The organism is Trabulsiella odontotermitis (assembly GCF_001297775.1).
Lineage (GTDB): Bacteria > Pseudomonadota > Gammaproteobacteria > Enterobacterales > Enterobacteriaceae > Trabulsiella > Trabulsiella odontotermitis.
The window spans coordinates 49,130-67,123 of record NZ_LIFX01000015.1; the positions used below are offsets into that span (position 1 = coordinate 49,130).

16 protein-coding genes are annotated in these 17,994 nt (G+C 54.6%); 11 read left to right on the plus strand and 5 right to left on the minus strand.

The genetic code is table 11. The features are described from left to right. Entirely contained in the window at nucleotides 1-1,344 is a 1,344-nt protein-coding gene (locus AOY23_RS19520) for a carbohydrate porin (RefSeq protein WP_054180939.1), read from the minus strand. 500 nt (nucleotides 1,345-1,844) lie between these two features. Between AOY23_RS19520 and AOY23_RS19525 the strand changes: the two genes are divergently transcribed. The 4 genes from AOY23_RS19525 to AOY23_RS19540 are packed head-to-tail and all read left to right on the plus strand — an operon-like array spanning nucleotide 1,845 to nucleotide 6,552. Beyond that, nucleotides 1,845-2,291 carry a PTS fructose transporter subunit IIA gene (locus AOY23_RS19525; protein WP_054180940.1) on the plus strand — a complete coding sequence of 149 codons (447 nt, stop codon included), beginning with the start codon at nucleotides 1,845-1,847 and terminating at the stop codon, nucleotides 2,289-2,291. Nucleotides 2,292-2,301: 10 nt separating this feature from the next. Further along, nucleotides 2,302-3,747: a PTS fructose-like transporter subunit IIBC gene (locus AOY23_RS19530; protein ID WP_054180941.1), complete on the plus strand. Its 1,446-nt coding sequence runs from the start codon at nucleotides 2,302-2,304 to the stop codon at nucleotides 3,745-3,747. Beyond that, the gene (locus AOY23_RS19535) at nucleotides 3,737-4,798 is read left to right on the plus strand and encodes an aminopeptidase (RefSeq protein ID WP_054180942.1); all 1,062 of its coding nucleotides are present in this window, start codon (nucleotides 3,737-3,739) and stop codon (nucleotides 4,796-4,798) included. The genes AOY23_RS19530 and AOY23_RS19535 overlap by 11 nt, the downstream gene beginning before the upstream one ends. An 8-nt stretch (nucleotides 4,799-4,806) precedes the next feature. Then, entirely contained in the window at nucleotides 4,807-6,552 is a 1,746-nt protein-coding gene (locus AOY23_RS19540) for a putative frv operon regulatory protein (protein ID WP_054180943.1), read from the plus strand. A gap of 46 nt (nucleotides 6,553-6,598) precedes the next feature. On the opposite strand, the gene AOY23_RS19545 is transcribed toward AOY23_RS19540, so the two are convergent. Together AOY23_RS19545 and fdhD are read right to left on the minus strand one after the other, a co-directional pair. Beyond that, complete coding sequence (locus AOY23_RS19545; RefSeq protein WP_038161483.1) at nucleotides 6,599-6,811, minus strand: YdgH/BhsA/McbA-like domain containing protein; 213 nt, start codon at nucleotides 6,809-6,811, stop codon at nucleotides 6,599-6,601. A gap of 128 nt (nucleotides 6,812-6,939) precedes the next feature. Next, nucleotides 6,940-7,725: a formate dehydrogenase accessory sulfurtransferase FdhD gene (fdhD, locus tag AOY23_RS19550; protein ID WP_054180944.1), complete on the minus strand. Its 786-nt coding sequence runs from the start codon at nucleotides 7,723-7,725 to the stop codon at nucleotides 6,940-6,942. Nucleotides 7,726-7,938: 213 nt separating this feature from the next. Here fdhD and fdnG point away from each other — a divergent pair, with 213 nt between their 5' ends. The 7 genes from fdnG to fdhE all read left to right on the plus strand — a co-directional run bounded on the left by fdnG (nucleotide 7,939) and on the right by fdhE (nucleotide 17,330). Then, on the plus strand, nucleotides 7,939-10,989 hold the full coding sequence (gene fdnG, locus AOY23_RS19560; RefSeq protein WP_152958645.1) for a formate dehydrogenase-N subunit alpha: 3,051 nt from the start codon (nucleotides 7,939-7,941) through the stop codon (nucleotides 10,987-10,989). A gap of 12 nt (nucleotides 10,990-11,001) precedes the next feature. Continuing rightward, nucleotides 11,002-11,904, plus strand: coding sequence for a formate dehydrogenase subunit beta (gene fdxH, locus AOY23_RS19565; RefSeq protein WP_054180946.1), 903 nt, complete (start codon nucleotides 11,002-11,004; stop codon nucleotides 11,902-11,904). Further along, nucleotides 11,901-12,536 carry a formate dehydrogenase cytochrome b556 subunit gene (fdoI, locus tag AOY23_RS19570; RefSeq protein WP_054180947.1) on the plus strand — a complete coding sequence of 212 codons (636 nt, stop codon included), beginning with the start codon at nucleotides 11,901-11,903 and terminating at the stop codon, nucleotides 12,534-12,536. Before fdxH ends, fdoI begins: the two co-directional genes overlap by 4 nt. Before the next feature lie 173 nt (nucleotides 12,537-12,709). Beyond that, the gene (locus tag AOY23_RS19575; protein WP_081005620.1) at nucleotides 12,710-14,053 is read left to right on the plus strand and encodes a vWA domain-containing protein; all 1,344 of its coding nucleotides are present in this window, start codon (nucleotides 12,710-12,712) and stop codon (nucleotides 14,051-14,053) included. 17 nt (nucleotides 14,054-14,070) lie between these two features. Then, nucleotides 14,071-15,567, plus strand: coding sequence for a sensor histidine kinase (locus tag AOY23_RS19580; protein ID WP_054180949.1), 1,497 nt, complete (start codon nucleotides 14,071-14,073; stop codon nucleotides 15,565-15,567). A gap of 4 nt (nucleotides 15,568-15,571) precedes the next feature. Then, a complete protein-coding gene (locus AOY23_RS19585) occupies nucleotides 15,572-16,258 on the plus strand; it encodes a response regulator transcription factor (RefSeq protein ID WP_054180970.1) in 687 nt (228 codons plus the stop codon). 142 nt (nucleotides 16,259-16,400) lie between these two features. Further along, the gene (gene fdhE, locus AOY23_RS19590) at nucleotides 16,401-17,330 is read left to right on the plus strand and encodes a formate dehydrogenase accessory protein FdhE (RefSeq protein WP_054180950.1); all 930 of its coding nucleotides are present in this window, start codon (nucleotides 16,401-16,403) and stop codon (nucleotides 17,328-17,330) included. A 38-nt stretch (nucleotides 17,331-17,368) separates the two neighbouring features. Here fdhE and AOY23_RS19595 read toward each other — a convergent pair whose 3' ends face one another. Together AOY23_RS19595 and AOY23_RS19600 are read right to left on the minus strand one after the other, a co-directional pair. Next, complete coding sequence (locus AOY23_RS19595; protein ID WP_054180951.1) at nucleotides 17,369-17,740, minus strand: type II toxin-antitoxin system VapC family toxin; 372 nt, start codon at nucleotides 17,738-17,740, stop codon at nucleotides 17,369-17,371. Between the two features lie 2 nt (nucleotides 17,741-17,742). Further along, the gene (locus AOY23_RS19600) at nucleotides 17,743-17,985 is read right to left on the minus strand and encodes a ribbon-helix-helix domain-containing protein (RefSeq protein ID WP_054180952.1); all 243 of its coding nucleotides are present in this window, start codon (nucleotides 17,983-17,985) and stop codon (nucleotides 17,743-17,745) included. Nucleotides 17,986-17,994: the final 9 nt, after the last annotated feature.

The following is a 17,994-nucleotide window of genomic DNA, read 5'->3' on the forward strand; positions in this document are numbered from 1 at the left end:
TCAAAAGTAATATTTAAACCGCACTCTTCCGCCATAGCGATTGTCATCGCTGCTACCGGCGTTATCACCCTGCAGTGTCGACCAGTACGCCCCCAGGTAGATATTAAAGTTCTCCATATCCATCACGTTCGGGATTTGGTAAGACGCATGGATGGTATGAATGTCATAAGTGCCAGCGTCATCAAACCAGACATCGTCATCACGCGGAATATCACCAACATCTTCCACTTTATTGTGCGCATAGATATAGCCCAGTTCGAAGCGTTTCCACAGCGCGTTAACGGCCGCCGTGAAGTCTTCTTCATCACTGCCATCCATATAGGCGGTGTTAAGATTCACCACCACGCCGTTGTCCGGGTCGTTCTGCAGACCGTTCCAGGTCATGGTCATGCCATAACCGGTGCGATCAGACTGATCGACAAAGTTGCCCTGACTGTCGGTGTATCCGTAGGCGTTGCTGATCACGTTGGATTCCATGGCTGCCGCCACGGAGAAGGCACCCTGCGACCAGGCAATCACCGGGCGCAAATAAGCGACGTTTCTCTGCTGTTCCATGTCGCGGCCATGATAAGCGTTATCCTGATACAGTGAGGTTCCGTCTTCGAGCAGCGTGTTCAGTTCGAAATACCAGTCACCCATCTGTTTACTCATCAGGAAATTGCCACCGGCATCGGAACGTCCGCGCCCTTCTTTCATCATGTAGATATAACCGCTGCCATCATCATAAAGATCGTTCGCGGTATTCCCGGAGTGTTCAACAAACGTATCCTGATTCAGCGGGAACATATCATAGGCTTCGAAACGACCCACTTTTATTTGCCAGTCTTTTTCCTGTCCAAAAAAGAAAACGGCGTCATCAAGATCCATCGAACCTGTCATATCCGCCAGCGGCTGCGCTGAAAACCCAGCGAAATATCCGTTCTTGATTTTCCTTATGCCGTCAAACCCTAACAGGATGCGCCCATTGAGATCCCACCGTTCATTACTGTTATCCGTATTGGAAATAAGCGAACCTGCCCGGCTTTCAGCGTCCATATTAAATTCCACATCGCCATAGACTTTCAGATCGCCATAACCGGAGAGCGTTAACGTCGGCGCTGCGCTGTTTTTCGCCGTTTCTTCAGGTGGCGTTTCGCTGCGTGTGGCGACCTGGTTTTGCGCCACCTGCTCCGCTTTAAGTTGTTGTACCTCCTTCTCCGCCTGCGCCGCGCGATTTTCCGCGGCCTCCAGCCTGTCTTCGAGCTGCTGCAGACGTTGTTCCAGCGTCAGTGACGATGTTTTTGCCAGACCTGTATTTGCCGCCAGTAATAACCCGACAGCCACTGCCAGTATTGATTTATTCATTACCCGTCTTCCTCGAGGTAATAGAGTGGATAACGGAATCAAGGTTCCGTCGCGAAATAAACATAATGGCGATGAATAAATTATTGCTTTAATTGTTGAGCGCAAAGACACTGCGCCACAGGCGTGGGAATAATAGGAAGAGAATAAAAATAATGAAAAGAGCGTTATCACAATAACGTGAGCAAGATAACAGCGTTTTTTATTTATATAAACTTTACGAATAGCGACACAAAACAATCAGGTGGAATATTTTCAGTAATAATTCTTCCAGATAATTATTTAATTGAATAACTTCTCTATATTGATGGTAGAATTATATTTATTAGTCTTATCACCACGCGTTATCCTTGCTCAGAACTCAAAAAAGAAAGTGTGTTGCAGGACACAAAAAACGCCGCCAGATGGGCGGCGTCTTGTCACCTGCCTCTGACATATTCCCGCTCATTTCCTGACCATCGCCCCGTTACAATCTAACTGATTATCTTAGACGGAGTGACCCAATGGCTGTACTGACCCCTTCCTGTATCGATCTGAATATTCGTGGCAACACCGCTTATTCGATCCTCAAACAGCTGGCTGAAATGGCTGAAAAAAATGGCTTCGTCACCGACAGAAATCGCTTCCTGCAGACGCTTCTGCTTCGCGAAAAATTACACTCCACTGGTTTCGGCTCCGGCGTGGCGGTGCCGCATGGCAAAAGCGCTTGCGTAAAACACCCTTTTGTTTTGTTTGCCCGTCAGCCGCACGGTGTGGACTGGAAAGCCAGCGATGAAGCGCCGGTCACCTGCTGGATCTGCCTCGGCGTGCCGCTGGAAGGCGAAGAAAACCAGGTACAACTGATTGGCACCCTGTGCCGAAAAATCATTCACGCGGAGTTCATTGAGAAACTCAAAAATGGCGACGTCAGTCAGATAGTTGCTCTGTTAAATCAAACGATTAGCGAATAAGGAGCTGTCTATGGAACCAACATTACGTCTGGTGGCGATAACCAACTGCCCCGCGGGGATCGCCCATACTTATATGGTCGCTGAAGCGCTGGAGCAGAAAGCGCGCGCGCTGGGCCATACCATTAAGGTCGAAACCCAGGGGTCGAGCGGGGTGGAAAACCGCCTCAGCGCGCAAGAGATTGCCGACGCTGATTACGTTATTTTAGCCACCGGTCGCGGGCTCAGCGCTGACGACCGTAGTCGCTTCGCCGGGAAAAAGGTGTATGAAATCGCCATTTCTCAGGCACTGAAGAATATCGACCAGATTTTCATGCAGTTACCGACGCATTCGCACCTTTTCGCGGCAGAAAGCGGCGTGAAGCTCGGTCAGCAGGAAGTACAACAGGGCAGCGTGATGAGCCACCTGATGGCGGGCGTGTCTGCTGCGCTGCCGTTCGTGATCGGCGGCGGTATCCTGGTCGCCATCGCCAACATGCTGGTGCAACTCGGCCTGCCCTATACCGACATGGCAAAAGGCGCGCCGTCGTTTACCTGGATTGTCGAGTCAATCGGTTATCTGGGTTTTACCTTTATGATCCCGATAATGGGCGCGTACATCGCCCTGTCGATTGCCGATAAACCCGCGTTCGCCCCGGCGTTTCTGGTCTGCTATCTGGCTAACGATAAGGGGCTGCTGGGCACGCAGTCCGGCGCAGGCTTTCTTGGCGCCGTCGTACTGGGTCTGGCGATTGGCTACTTTGTGCTGTGGTTTCGCAAAATCAAACTGGGTAAAGCACTGCAACCGCTGCTGGGCTCCATGCTCATCCCCTTCGTGACGCTGTTTATCTTCGGCGTGCTGACGTATTACGTCATCGGCCCGCTGATGTCAGATGTCATGGGCGGCTTGCTGCATTTCCTGAACACCATCCCACCGTCAATGAAGCTGGGAGCCGCGTTTCTGGTGGGCGCGATGCTGGCCTTCGATATGGGCGGCCCGATCAACAAAACCGCGTGGTTCTTCTGCTTTTCGCTGCTGGAAAAACATATCTACGACTGGTACGCCATTGTGGGCGTCGTCACGCTGATGCCGCCGATGGCCGCCGGGATCGCCACTTACATTGCGCCTAAGCTATTTACACAACAGGAAAAAGCCGCCGCCAGCAGCGCGATTGTGGTGGGTGCGACGGTGGCGACCGAACCGGCCATTCCTTATGCCCTGGCCGCACCGCTGCCAATGATTACCGCGAATACGCTCAGCGGCGGGATCACCGGCATGCTGGTGATCGCTTTTGGCATCAAACGTCTGGCGCCAGGTCTCGGTATATTCGATCCGCTGATTGGGCTGATGTCGCCCGCCGGGTCGTTTTATCTGGTGTTGGGCATCGGGCTGGTGATGAATATCGCCTTGATTATCATCCTGAAAGGACTGTGGATGAAGCGTAAAGCGGCAAAACCGGAGTTGGTTCATGAACAGTGATTTGCTGGAAACGTTGTGCAACGCGTGCGCGGTCAGCGGTGACGAGCAGGAAGTCCGCCAGATCCTGCTTCAGACACTCGAACCGCATGCTGATGAAATTACCTTTGACGGGCTTGGCAGCATTATCGCCCGCAAAGGGTCGCGCGGACCGAAAGTCGCCCTCGTCGGCCATATGGATGAAGTCGGTTTTATGGTGACCCACATCAGCGACGCAGGCTTCATCCGTTTTGAGACCATCGGTAGCTGGTGGAATCAGTCGATGCTTAATCACCGGGTGATGATCCGCACCCGCAGCGGTAAAAAAATCCCCGGAATTATCGGCTCTGTGGCGCCCCACGCGCTTAGCGAAAAACAGAAGCAGCAGCCGCTTAATTTTGACGAGATGTTTATCGATATTGGCGCGAATTGTCGCGAAGATGTGGTCAACGCGGGTATTGCGTTTGGCGATTTTGTCAGTCCGGAAGCTAATTTTGCCCGATGGTCGGCCGATAAAATAACAGGAAAGGCGCTGGATAATCGCGTCGGCTGTGCATTGATGGCTGAGCTATTACAAGCGGTTGATAATCCAGAGATTACGCTTTTCGGCGTAGGTAGTGTGGAAGAAGAAGTGGGGTTGCGCGGTGCGCAAACCTCCGCAGAGCACATCAAACCGGACATCGTGATTGTTCTGGATACCGCCGTGGCGGGCGATGTTCCCGGTATTGATGCCATTAAGTACCCACTCAAACTTGGCGAGGGACCGGCAGTCATGTTATTTGATAAGCGTTATTTCCCCAATCAGAAGCTGCTGGCAGCGCTGAAAACCAGCGCTGCACGGGCGGAAGCACCCATCCAGTTCTGCACGATGAAAACCGGCGCCACCGACGGCGGCCGCTACAATGTGATGGGCGGTGGTCGTCCGGTGATTGCGCTGTGCCTGCCGACCCGCTATCTGCACGCCAATAGCGGCATGATCTCAGTGCAGGATTACAAAGCAACGCTGTCCATTCTTCGCGAGCTGTTACAGTCGCTGGATCAGAACAGCGCCCGTGTACTGGGCGATTTTCGCTAAGGGGAATTATGCTCAATGAACGCCAGCTGACGCTGCTTGCCAGACTCGAACACCAGCCTTGTTCACTCAACGTGCTGGCGCAGCTCACCGGCGTTTCCGGGCGAACGATCCTGCGCGATATTGATTATCTGAACTTTACCCTCAGCGGGAAAGCGCGGGTCATGGCCGTCGCCAGCATCGGTTATCAGCTGGAAATTTTCGACAGACGTAGCTATTTCGAACTTTTACAGCGGCATGATAATGATGACCGGTTGCTGGCGATGCTGCTGCTTAACGCGTTCGTCACGCGCACTCAACTGGCGAACACGCTGAATCTGCCGGAAAACTGGGTGGCTGAGCGGCTGGTGCGCCTGAAAGCGCGTTATGAGAAAGCGTTCAGCATTCAGAGTCGCCCTGGCGCAGGTCATTTTATTGATGAGCCGGAAGAGAAATGCCTCGTTTTACTGGCGAATCTGCTGAAAAAAGACCCGCTACTTTTTCCTCTCCCCGGTATCGATCCGGATTCCCTTGCGCGGTTACAGGATGCCTGCAGCCGCGCCCGCGACTGGCCAGCCATTCCTGCGGATTATCTGGCGAGTATTATTCTGGCGGTGTATGCGTTACGTAACCGGCTGTCGCCGGATCAGCCGCATTTCCACAATGAGACGCTGCAGCGCATCGCCGATGACGTGGGGTTATGGCTGGGTACAGGCGCCTTCAGCGCCGCGGTTCATTTTCTCGACAGCCATCAGCAACGGGCGGAAACCATTACCACGCAATATATTGCCGGGCTGTTGCGCAGCCTGCCGGAGCTAACGCCGCTGCATGTTATCGATCCCCAGTTGATTGAAAATTTAACCGGACATATCGTCCGCTGTAGCGCCTCGCCGGTCTGGCTGCCGGAAAACCGTCAGGGCAGTATGAACAACCTGAAAGCCGCGTGGCCTGCGGCATTCGATTTAGGTATTCAGTTTATTAATAAGCTGCGCGAAGAGCAGGACATTCCGGTGTTTGACAGCGATCTGGTCGGGCTGTACTTCGCCTGTGCGCTGGAGCGCCACCAGCAGGATCGTTATCCGGTCATTCTGCTGGCCGATCAAAACGCCATTGCGACGATCAACAAGCAGGCCATTGAGCGCGATGTGATGAGCTGCCGGGTGATCATCGCACGAACGCCGGGGGAATTACGCGACCTTTGCGCTGACGTTGAACCGGCGCTGATCGTGAACAACAGCCACCATTTGCTTGATGAGATCCCCGGCGAGGTGTTGATCGTTAAGAATATCATTACCCCCGCCGCGATCGGCCAGATCAAAGATCTGCTGGCGTCGGCATTTATTCGCCAGCGGCCAGAGCGTTTTTTCCTGCCGCAGGGCAGCTTTCATTATGCCAACGACGGCAATGAAGAGTGGCAAAGCGTGATTGCGCAGATCTGTAAGCGGCTGACGGACGGCGGTCATCTGACGGTGGACGAAGCGTGGCGCATTGAGCAGCGCGAGCGGGAAGGCGAAAACCTGATCGTTAATCAGCTCGCCATTCCGCATTGCTGGAGTGAACGGCAAAGCCATTTCCGCGGCTACTTTATTACCCTTGCTCGGCCGCTACTGGTGAATAACGAACCGGTCAGTCACGTGCTGATTGCCTGTGCTTCGGCGAGCGCGCGGCATGAACTGAAGATTTTTAGCTATCTGGCGAGTGTGCTGTATCGCTATCCGCAGACGACGATTTCAGGCCTGAGCAGTTATGACGATTTTCTGGCGTTGCTGCGCGGATAAAACGAAAAAAGCGCCCGGAGGCGCTCTTTCGACAATAATCGTGCTTTTATTTGTTCAGTTCAGCCGTCATGTGAACACGGTTGCCGCTGAAAGCTTCGGTGATGGTGTAAGACGATGCACCCGCAGCCTGCGCCTGGGCGGCGATTTTGGCTTCTGCGCCATCAAGCGTTGAGCTGGTTGCAGTGACGTTCTGAGCAGCGAAAGAACCGAAAGTAGTAGCGAGAGCGATAACTGCGACAAAAGTTTTGATGCTTTTCATGATATAAACCTTTCAATTTCGTTGTTGGGATAAGGCGCCGTGCCTTGATGTGATAAATAATAGCGCCAGTGCCCATCAACGAAAAGCGGAAGGATTTGCTCTCATCTTTCAAAAAAATTGACTAACTTTCAGCCTGCAATTAAGCGTTGCGGGTGAGTATAAACCGTTGCGCGACCGGGCTTGCAGAAGCCCACCAGCGTCAGATTACAGCGTTCCGCCACGTCGACCGCCAGCGTGGTCGCTGCGGAAACCGCAAACAGGATCTCCACGCCACACATGGCCGACTTCTGCACCATTTCATAACTGGCGCGACTGGACACCAGCGCCGCACCCTGCGACCAGCGACCATCTTCTATCGCCCGACGCCCCAGCAGTTTATCCAGCGCCACATGCCGCCCGACATCTTCATGACCGCCAGCCAGCTCGCCCGACGGCGTGACCCACGCAGCCGCATGTGTACAGCCGGTGCGCCTGCCGATCGGTTGCACATCATTCAGATGCTCAAGCGCCGCATCAAGATGGTTGAGATCGAACGTCTGGGTGAACGGCAACGGCGAAACCGGTTTACCGATGTCGTTCAGTTGCTCAACGCCACAGACGCCGCACCCGGTGCGCCCCGCCAGTGCGCGACGATGCTCTTTCAGCCCCATAAACCGACGACTGGAGAGTTCAATCTGCACCTCTACACCATTGCAGGCTTGCACGACATCCATCCCGTAAATTTCACGCCGATTTTCGATAATCCCTTCGGATAATGAAAATCCGATAGCAAACAGCTCCAGGTCCTTCGGAGAGGCCATCATCACCACATGGGATATGCCGTTATACACCAGCGCAACCGGAACCTCTTCGGCTAACTCGTCTGGCTGAGAATGTTGCAAATCCTGCCGCTTCCAGAGGGCAATTTGGCGCATTCCCGTGATTTCCGTCACACTATTGACTTGTTTTGGATAGATCTTGTTCACTTTGTATTAACCGTATTGGAACAGGTATACCGACAATGTGGTATTCTGGTGCAATCCCCTCCATGGATGAGGGAATTAACTCCAATTCTGTACCTTTGTGGCGTTATCCGCAAAGGCTAATAACTACACGTGACAATGTCTAAAAGAAACAAGGAGCAAACCATGCAGGTCAGCAGAAGGCAGTTCTTTAAGATCTGCGCTGGCGGTATGGCAGGCACCACGGCAGCAGCGTTGGGATTTGCCCCCGGCGCAGCACTGGCGGAAACGCGGCAGTACAAACTGTTGCGCACCCGCGAAACCCGTAATACCTGTACATACTGTTCCGTGGGCTGTGGGCTGTTAATGTATAGCCTCGGTGACGGTGCAAAAAACGCCAAAGCATCCATCTTCCATATTGAAGGGGACCCGGACCATCCGGTAAGCCGTGGTGCGCTCTGTCCGAAAGGCGCCGGGCTTGTTGATTTTATCCACTCCGAAAGTCGTTTGAAGTATCCGGAATATCGCGCTCCGGGTTCTGATAAATGGCAGCAAATCAGTTGGGAAGACGCTTTCGATCGCATCGCTAAATTGATGAAAGCTGACCGCGATGCCAACTTTATCGCGCAAAACGCGGAAGGCACGACGGTTAACCGCTGGCTCTCCACCGGCATGCTGTGTGCGTCTGCTTCCAGCAACGAAACCGGTTATTTAACCCAGAAATTTACCCGCGCGCTCGGTATGCTCGCGGTCGACAACCAGGCGCGTGTCTGACACGGACCAACGGTAGCAAGTCTTGCTCCAACATTTGGTCGCGGTGCGATGACCAACCACTGGGTCGACATGAAGAATGCCAACCTGATCGTGGTGATGGGCGGTAACGCCGCCGAAGCGCACCCGGTAGGGTTCCGCTGGGCGATGGAAGCGAAGATCCACAACGGCGCGAAGCTGATTGTGATCGATCCGCGTTTCACCCGTACGGCATCCGTGGCCGATTTCTATACGCCGATTCGTTCCGGTACTGACATTGCCTTCCTGTCAGGCGTATTGCTGTACCTGATCACCAATAACAAAATTAACCGTGAATACGTCGAAGCCTATACCAACGCCAGCCTGATCGTGCGTGAAGACTATGGCTTTGAAGACGGGCTGTTCACCGGCTATGACGCGGATAAACGTAAGTACGATAAAACCAGCTGGAACTATGAGATGGATGAGAGCGGTCACGCGAAACGCGACCTGACCTTAAGCCATCCGCGTTGCGTCTGGAATTTACTGAAAGAGCACGTTTCCCGTTATACGCCAGAAATGGTTGAAACCATCTGCGGTACGCCGAAAGCGGATTTCGTGAAAGTGTGCGAATACATCGCAGAAACCAGCGCGAAAGATAAAACCGCGTCGTTCCTCTACGCCCTCGGCTGGACGCAGCACTCCATCGGCGCGCAGAACATCCGTACGATGGCGATGGTTCAGTTGCTGCTGGGCAACATGGGGATGGCAGGCGGCGGCGTGAACGCCCTGCGCGGTCACTCCAACATTCAGGGTCTGACCGATCTCGGCCTGCTGTCGCAGAGCCTGCCAGGCTATATGACGCTGCCGAGTGAAAAACAGACCGACCTGCAGACGTACCTCGCCGCCAACACGCCGAAACCGCTGCTGGAAGGTCAGGTCAACTACTGGGGCAACTACCCGAAATTCTTCGTCTCAATGATGAAGTCGTTCTACGGCGACAAAGCGACGGCTGAAAACAACTGGGGCTTTGACTGGCTGCCGAAGTGGGACAAAGGCTACGACGTCCTGCAGTACTTCGACATGATGTATAAAGGCCAGGTCAATGGCTACCTTTGCCAGGGCTTTAACCCGGTGGCGTCGTTCCCGAACAAGAACAAGGTGGTTGCGGCACTGTCGAAACTGAAATTCCTGGTGACGATCGATCCGCTCAACACCGAAACGTCTACGTTCTGGCAGAACCACGGCGAATCGAACGACGTTGATCCATCGAAAATCCAGACCGAAGTGTTCCGTCTGCCGTCCACCTGCTTTGCCGAAGAAAACGGATCTATCGTCAACTCCGGCCGCTGGCTGCAATGGCACTGGAAAGGCGCGGACGGCCCGGGGCTTGCCAAAACTGACGGCGAAATCCTCGCGGGTATCTTCCTGCGTCTGCGTAAGATGTACGCCACCGAAGGCGGTCCGGTGCCTGAGCAGGTGCTCAATATGACCTGGAACTACTCAACGCCGGACGAACCATCGTCTGAAGAAGTGGCGATGGAGAGCAACGGGAAAGCGCTGGCGGATCTCATCGACCCGGCAACGGGTGCGGTGATCGTCAAGAAAGGCCAGCAAATCAGTTCGTTTGCCCAACTGCGTGATGACGGCACCACCGCCAGCGGCTGCTGGATTTTCGCCGGTAGCTGGACGCCGAACGGCAACCAGATGGCTAACCGCGATAACGCCGACCCGTCAGGGCTGGGTAATACCCTCGGCTGGGCATGGGCGTGGCCGCTGAACCGCCGCATCCTGTACAACCGTGCGTCTGCTGATCCGCAGGGCAACCCGTGGGATCCGAAGCGTCAGTTGCTGAAATGGGACGGCGCAAAATGGGGCGGTGTGGATATTCCGGACTACAGCACCGCGGCGCCAGGCAGTGATGTCGGGCCGTTTATCATGCAACCGGAAGGGATGGGTCGTCTGTTCGCCGTGGATAAAATGGCCGAAGGGCCGTTCCCGGAACATTACGAGCCGTTTGAAACGCCGCTGGGTACCAACCCGCTGCATCCGCAGGTTATCTCTAACCCAGCGGCCCGTATCTTTAAAGATGATATGGAAGCGCTGGGCAAAGCAGATAAGTTCCCGTACGTCGGTACAACTTACCGTCTGACCGAGCATTTCCACTACTGGACCAAACACGCGCTGTTAAACGCCATCGCGCAGCCGGAACAGTTTGTGGAGATCGGCGAGAAACTCGCTGGCAAGCTTGGCATCAGCCAGGGTGATACCGTGAAAGTCTCCTCCAACCGTGGCTACATCAAGGCCAAAGCGGTGGTGACCAAACGTATTCGCACGCTGAAGGCAGACGGGAAAGATATCGATACTATCGGCATTCCGATCCACTGGGGCTATGAAGGCGTGACGAAAAAAGGCTTTATTGCCAATACGCTGACGCCGTTCGTCGGTGATGCGAATACGCAGACGCCGGAGTTCAAAGCCTTCCTCGTGAACGTGGAAAAGGTGTAACGGAGACGACTTATGGCTTATCAATCGCAAGACATTATTCGTCGTTCCGCGACTAACGGTTTCACCCCCGCGCCACAGGCGCGGGAACACCAGCAGGAAGTGGCGAAGCTCATCGACGTCACGACCTGTATCGGCTGTAAAGCCTGTCAGGTGGCCTGTTCGGAATGGAACGACCTGCGTGATGAAGTGGGACACAACGTCGGGGTGTACGATAACCCCGCCGATTTGACCGCTAAATCCTGGACGGTGATGCGCTTCTCCGAAGTGGAGCAAAACGACAAACTGGAATGGCTCATCCGTAAGGATGGCTGCATGCACTGTGCTGATCCGGGTTGTCTGAAAGCCTGCCCGGCTGAAGGAGCTATCATTCAGTACGCTAACGGTATCGTCGACTTTCAGTCTGAGCAGTGCATTGGCTGCGGCTATTGCATTGCTGGCTGTCCGTTCGATGTGCCGCGCCTCAACCCGGAAGACAACCGCGTCTATAAATGTACGCTGTGCGTCGACCGCGTGGTGGTGGGCCAGGAACCGGCCTGTGTGAAAACCTGCCCGACGGGTGCTATCCACTTTGGCTCCAAAGAGGACATGAAAACCCTCGCCGGAGAACGCGTGGCAGAGCTGAAAACCCGTGGTTATGACAACGCGGGCCTGTACGATCCGGCGGGTGTTGGCGGTACGCACGTCATGTACGTCCTCCATCATGCCGACAAGCCGAATCTGTACCACGGCCTGCCGGAAAACCCGGCGATCAGCGATACCGTGAAGTTCTGGAAAGGGGTCTGGAAACCGCTGGCCGCCATTGGCTTTGCGGCCACCTTCGCCGCCAGCATCTTCCACTACGTCGGTGTCGGTCCGAACCGTGCGGAAGAGGAAGACGATAACCTCCACGAAGAGAAAGACGAGGTGCGCAAATGAAAAGACGTGACACCATCGTGCGCTACACGGCGCCGGAGCGTATCAACCACTGGGTAACCGCTTTCTGTTTCGTTCTGGCGGCGGTAAGCGGGCTGGGCTTTTTCTTCCCGTCCTTCAACTGGTTGATGCACATTCTCGGTACGCCGCAGCTGGCGCGTATTCTGCATCCGTTCGTTGGCGTGGTGATGTTTGCCTCATTCATCATCATGTTCTTCCGTTACTGGCATCACAACCTGATCAATCGTGACGATATTTTCTGGGCGAAGAACATTCGCAAAATCGTCGTTAACGAAGAGGTGGGTAATACCGGGCGGTACAACTTCGGTCAGAAATGCGTTTTCTGGGCGGCGATTATCCTGCTGGTGCTGTTGCTGGTGAGCGGTGTGATCATCTGGCGTCCGTACTTTGCGCCAGCGTTCTCCATTCCTGTGATCCGATTTGGGTTAATGCTGCATTCATTTGCGGCCGTAGCGCTGATTGTGGTTATCATGGTGCATATCTACGCCGCTCTGTGGGTGAAAGGCACCATTACTGCGATGGTTGAAGGCTGGGTCACCAAAGCGTGGGCACGGAAACATCACCCCCGCTGGTACCGCGAAGTGCGTGAAAAACAGGATAAAACCATCCCGTAAATTGTGCCCCTGAAGTGCATGGCGTGGCGCCGGAGACGTTTGTGTCCGGCGCCATTTTCGTTTCTGGAACGCGCAGTTTTGACAACTTTTTGACAACTTTATACAGATAACAGACCAACCGGGTTTCTGAACGCATGAGAATGGATTCGATTCTTTTGACAAGGAGACGTATCGTGAATCTCAAACACCTCTTCACCTCCCTGGCGCTCGGTCTGCTGGTCATGACGACGGGCGCAGGCGCGCAGGAACCCGCCAGGAAAGTGGCGATCAAATCGGAACTGGCCTCCCCTGTGGTGCTGGAAAATTCGCAGGATAAAAACTACCTGAAGGTCTCACTGGTAGGGTTTCCGCTAAACGCCGGCAAACGCAGCCCCATTAACCTCGCGCTGGTCATCGACCGTTCCGGCTCCATGGGTGGCGATCGCATCGAACAAGCCAAAGAAGCCGCGGTGATGGCGGTAAATACCCTCAGCAGCCAGGATACGTTGTCAGTGGTGATTTATGACGACGTGGTGGACGTCATTGTGCCGCCAGCCAAAGTGAGCAATAAAGCGGCGCTGATTAGCCAGATCCGCGAACGCGTCACCGCGCGTGGCGGCACCGCGCTGTTTGCGGGCGTTAGTCGTGGCATTAATGAAGCCAGTCAGTACCTGAAAAAAGAGCAGGTGAACCGTATTATTCTACTTTCCGACGGCCAGGCGAACGTCGGCCCGTCAACCACCGGCGAACTGGCGGAACTGGGAAAAATCGCCGCCCGCAAAGGGATTGCCATCACGACGATGGGCATTGGCGATGGCTACAATGAAGACCTGATGGCGGCGATTGCCCAGTACAGCGACGGCAACCATGTTTTCGTGCAGAACACGGGCGATCTGGAAAAGGCTTTCGCCCATGAGTTTGGCGATGTGATGTCCGTCGTCGCGCAGGATGTGGTCGTCGAAATCAGGCTGGCCGATAACGTCAAACCGCTGCGCCTGCTGGGTCGTGAAGGCGAAATCCGCGGCGATACGGTCACTGTGAAACTGAATCAGCTGTATGCGAATCAGGAAAAATACGTGATGCTGGAAGTGCTTCCGGCAAAAGGCAGTGCCGCGCAGAGCAAGCCGCTGGCCGACGTGAACGTCAGCTATAACAACCTGGCCACGAAGCAGCAAGATCGCTGGGATGAAAAACTGGCGATGCGCTATACCGCCTCGACCAGTGAAGTTCAGAAAGAGCAGGTCGATGAAGTGATTGTGGATTCCGCAATTCAGAAATCGGCGATTGAGAACGAGCGGGCGCTGGAGTTGATCGACGAAGGCAAAATGGATGAAGCAAAAGCGGTGCTGCGTCAGAGTTCTGTTGAACTGAACTCCCTGCCGGTCAGCGCACCAGCCGCACGGATGAAAGCGCAGGCCAGCGCGCAGGAAAGCCTCGAGGTACTGGAAAAAATGGAAACCCAAAGCCAGGAAGTGTCTCGTAAGTCGCTGAAAGAGCAGAACTACAACACCAAAAACCAGAAGTCGAAATCGAACTGATCCACAAGGAGTGTCGGATGCTCAGAAACAAGCTGATCTATCTCATCGCCACTGTGATGTTTTTTATCCTGCTTGCTTACCTGGGCATCCGTACGCTGGAACATGAAGTGCTGCTGCGCCATTACCAGACGCAGACCCTTGCTGAAGCGGAGACCGCCCGTGTCGCCGCGAGTATTGAAAACCGCCTGCAACAAAAAGCCTCGCGCCTGCATGCCATTAGCGATTTTATCGATCCTGACGATACCGCAGCCCTTACCGCGCTCAATGATCAGGACAGCGATATCAGTGCTGTGTTTACCCTGCGCAAAAATCAACTGCTCTACCCCGATGAACGCCAGCCGCTGAGTAATGAAGAGCGGGAATGGGTACGGCAACTGACGCCGCTGGTTAACGATCCCAGCCTGCTGACCAGCCATATCCCCCACGCGGAGCAGGAAACGCCGCAAGCCGGATGGTTTATCTCTCATGAAACCCAGGAGCCGCTGCTGATCTACTGGCGGCAGAAAGACGAGATGATCATCGGTTTTCGCCTCTCCTATGTGCAACTGATGATGGACATCGCCAACAGTGTTCAGGCAGACGCTACGGAAAACGCCCCGGTGGTACGCGTGACTGAGAATGGTCGTCAGCTTTATCAGAACAAAGCGGCGCAACAGCGTCAGTTAACGGAACTGGATACCCGCACACTGGAATACCCGCTGACCACATGGCAAATCAGCGTTTATGGCGTGAAAGCGCCGCTTTATCACGTCTGGCTGTGGGGCAGCGCGTTAATTGTCCTGCTGCTGGCCGTGGTTGCCCTGCTGGGGTATTCCCTGTGGCGGGAATATACCCGTTCCGCCCGCCAGGCGCGTCAGCAGGTGGATTTTGTCAGCCAGGTATCGCACGAACTGAAAACCCCGCTGACCAACATCACGCTGTATGCCGAGCTGCTGCGCGAAGGGCTGGACGATGAGCAAACGCACGAGCAACGCTACCTGGATGTCATCACCCAGGAAGGGCAGCGCTTATCACGACTCATCCAGAACATCCTGACCTTTACGCGAGCGCCAAAAACGCATATCCAACAGGTGGATATCCCGCGCCTGATGGCAGAGATCGCCCATATCTTTACCCCGGCGTTTCAGGCGAAGGGAATGGCGATTGACATGACCTGCCCGCCAGACATCACGTTGCATACCGATCGCGACGCAATTACGCAAATTATCAGCAATTTCCTGAGCAATGCGGAAAAATACGCCGCGCAGGGCAAACGGGTGGAGATTGACGTACAGACGTTAGCGGGTCGGGTTGAGATCGCGGTTCGCGATTACGGACCGGGCATCGCGGAAAAAGAGATGAAAATGATTTTCCGCCCGTTCTACCGGGTAAAATCGTCGATTACCGAAGGGGTTTCTGGCACCGGCATCGGGCTGACCATCGCCTCGCAGCTGGCGCAGCGCCTGCACGGGGAAATCCGTGTCACGCAGGAAAGCCCCGGCGTCCGTTTTACCCTGAGCTTACCGCAAGGATGACATGATGAAGATATTGATTGCGGAAGATGACACCCATATTCGCCAGGGCCTGGTGGATGCGCTGTCGCGTGAAGGCTATACGATCGTTGCTGCGCCCGACGGCCGATCGGCGCTGGAATGTTACCATCGCGACAAACCAGACTTTGTGTTGCTGGACATCATGATGCCTGAAATGGACGGTTATTCGGTCTGTCGGGAAATACGCCGCCACGACGAGCACATCCCGATTGTGTTTCTTTCCGCTAAAGATGAAGAGATCGACCGCGTCGTGGGGCTTGAACTGGGCGCGGATGATTACATCAGCAAACCGTTTGGCATTCACGAGCTACGGGCGCGAATTAAAACCATTGCCCGGCGCTGCCTGAGCCACAACGCCACCCAGCCCAACATCAGCTTTCCTTTCGGCGATTTAACTGTCTACCCCAATGAGCTGTGCGCGTGGCGCGGCGAGCAAAAACTGGAGCTGACGCTACGGGAAGTGCATATTCTGAGCTGCCTGCAACGCCATAAAAATCAGGTGGTAACGCGCGACATGCTGTTTGACGCCGCCTGGGGCTACGATTATTTACCTAACAGTCGCACGCTGGATCAGCATATTTCCCGGTTACGTAAAGTGATAGAAGTGGATGCCAATCACCCGCAGCTAATCCGAACGGTGCATGGCCTGGGATACCGTTATCAGGTATCGTGAGCACGCAGTGAGATGCATTGGGTATCTCATGCAGACCGATTGCGGTTATCATTATGACATTCACCTGGCCAGGCCTGCGATCCCTGGCTTGCCAAATCACCAGGCGGATTTTGCCAATTCGCCGAAACCAGGAAGTGACTGAATGAGCATTCGCATCATCCCGCAAGATGAGCTGGAGAAGAGCGAGAAACGCGCAGCGGAAGCAATTCCGCCATTATTATTCCCCAGACTGAAAAATCTTTATAACCGTCGTGCCGAACGTCTGCGCGAGCTGGCGGAGAATAATCCATTGGGTGATTTCCTGCGCTTTGCCGCGCTCATCGCTCACGCCCAGGAAGTGGTGCTTTACGATCACCCGCTACAAATGGATTTAACCGCGCGAATCAAAGAAGCCGCCGCTCAGGGCAAACCACCGCTGGATATTCACGTTCTGCCCCGTGACAAACACTGGCATACGTTGCTGCACTCGATGATTGCCGAGCTGAAGCCCGAGATGAGCGGTCAGGCGCTGGCGGTGATTGAGAACCTGGAAAAAGCCTCTGAACAGGAGCTGGAGCAAATGGCGAGCGCGCTGTTTGCCTCTGACTTTTCGTCAGTCAGCAGCGATAAAGCCCCGTTCATCTGGGCCGCGTTGTCGCTCTACTGGGCGCAAATGGCCAGTCTCATTCCGGGCAAAGCGCGCGCAGAATATGGCGAAGCGCGTCAGTTTTGCCCGGTCTGTGGTTCAATGCCAGTGTCCAGCATGGTGCAAATCGGGACGACGCAGGGTTTGCGCTACCTGCACTGCAACCTGTGTGAAACCGAGTGGCACGTGGTGCGCGTGAAATGCAGTAACTGCGAACAGAGCCGCGAACTGCATTACTGGTCGCTGGATAACGAGCAGGCGGCGGTAAAAGCGGAAAGCTGCGGCGACTGCGGGACGTACCTGAAGATCCTGTATCAGGAAAAAGACCCGAATGTCGAAGCGGTCGCGGACGATCTCGCCTCGCTGGTGCTGGACGCGCGTATGGAGCAGGAAGGTTTTGCCCGCAGCTCCATCAACCCATTCCTGTTCCCGGGCGAAGGGGAATAATCGCCATTGTGTTTGCCGGGCGGCGCAAGGTTGCCCGGCTAAAGCTGATAAGGCGTCACAACGCCTGGAATACCGGCAAAATCTTTTGTGTTACGAGTGACCAGGCTGCGATTGTTGACCTGTGCAGTGGCAAGGATCAGCGCATCAGGCAATCGCATGCCATGGGTACGGCGCAATTCGATGCTTTTCGCCGCAATGTCACGGTTAATATCGATAATGTCGAATAACTCCAGCACCGCTTTGGTTCTCCCTTCATCACCATATTTCGGCACACCCACCATCACCTCAATCCAGGTAATGAGGCTAATCGCCCGTTGTGAAGGATATGCTTCAAGCGCGGCTATCGCAGCCTGACGCCCGCTGAACAAATCAATCAAAATGTTAGTATCGAAGAGTGCTGAGCCGGACATGGTTACCACTCCTCACGCAGCTTTCGTTCGTACTCCAGGCCATCCACCACGCCGTCGCCCCATAATCCGAGCGCATCGCTCAATGTGGTACGGTTTTGCCTTTCCAGATATTGCTCCACCGCCTCCCGCAGCAGTTCTGCCCGCGGCAGTTTGCGCCGTTGTTTGAGATCGTCGAGCCGTTTAATAACATCGTCAGAAAGATCAAGAAGAATTCTGCCCATATCGATTCCCGCAACCATGCTCATATATCACTC

What these genes read in the sequence shown, in the direction of transcription:
- AOY23_RS19520 (WP_054180939.1), bottom strand. Translation starts at nt 1,344, where the DNA reads ATGAATAAATCAATACTGGCAGTGGCTGTCGGGTTATTACTGGCGGCA.
- AOY23_RS19525 (WP_054180940.1), top strand. Translation starts at nt 1,845, where the DNA reads ATGGCTGTACTGACCCCTTCCTGTATCGATCTGAATATTCGTGGCAAC.
- AOY23_RS19530 (WP_054180941.1), top strand. Translation starts at nt 2,302, where the DNA reads ATGGAACCAACATTACGTCTGGTGGCGATAACCAACTGCCCCGCGGGG.
- AOY23_RS19535 (WP_054180942.1), top strand. Translation starts at nt 3,737, where the DNA reads ATGAACAGTGATTTGCTGGAAACGTTGTGCAACGCGTGCGCGGTCAGC.
- AOY23_RS19540 (WP_054180943.1), top strand. Translation starts at nt 4,807, where the DNA reads ATGCTCAATGAACGCCAGCTGACGCTGCTTGCCAGACTCGAACACCAG.
- AOY23_RS19545 (WP_038161483.1), bottom strand. Translation starts at nt 6,811, where the DNA reads ATGAAAAGCATCAAAACTTTTGTCGCAGTTATCGCTCTCGCTACTACT.
- fdhD (WP_054180944.1), bottom strand. Translation starts at nt 7,725, where the DNA reads ATGCGCCAAATTGCCCTCTGGAAGCGGCAGGATTTGCAACATTCTCAG.
- fdxH (WP_054180946.1), top strand. Translation starts at nt 11,002, where the DNA reads ATGGCTTATCAATCGCAAGACATTATTCGTCGTTCCGCGACTAACGGT.
- fdoI (WP_054180947.1), top strand. Translation starts at nt 11,901, where the DNA reads ATGAAAAGACGTGACACCATCGTGCGCTACACGGCGCCGGAGCGTATC.
- AOY23_RS19580 (WP_054180949.1), top strand. Translation starts at nt 14,071, where the DNA reads ATGCTCAGAAACAAGCTGATCTATCTCATCGCCACTGTGATGTTTTTT.
- AOY23_RS19585 (WP_054180970.1), top strand. Translation starts at nt 15,572, where the DNA reads ATGAAGATATTGATTGCGGAAGATGACACCCATATTCGCCAGGGCCTG.
- fdhE (WP_054180950.1), top strand. Translation starts at nt 16,401, where the DNA reads ATGAGCATTCGCATCATCCCGCAAGATGAGCTGGAGAAGAGCGAGAAA.
- AOY23_RS19595 (WP_054180951.1), bottom strand. Translation starts at nt 17,740, where the DNA reads ATGTCCGGCTCAGCACTCTTCGATACTAACATTTTGATTGATTTGTTC.
- AOY23_RS19600 (WP_054180952.1), bottom strand. Translation starts at nt 17,985, where the DNA reads ATGAGCATGGTTGCGGGAATCGATATGGGCAGAATTCTTCTTGATCTT.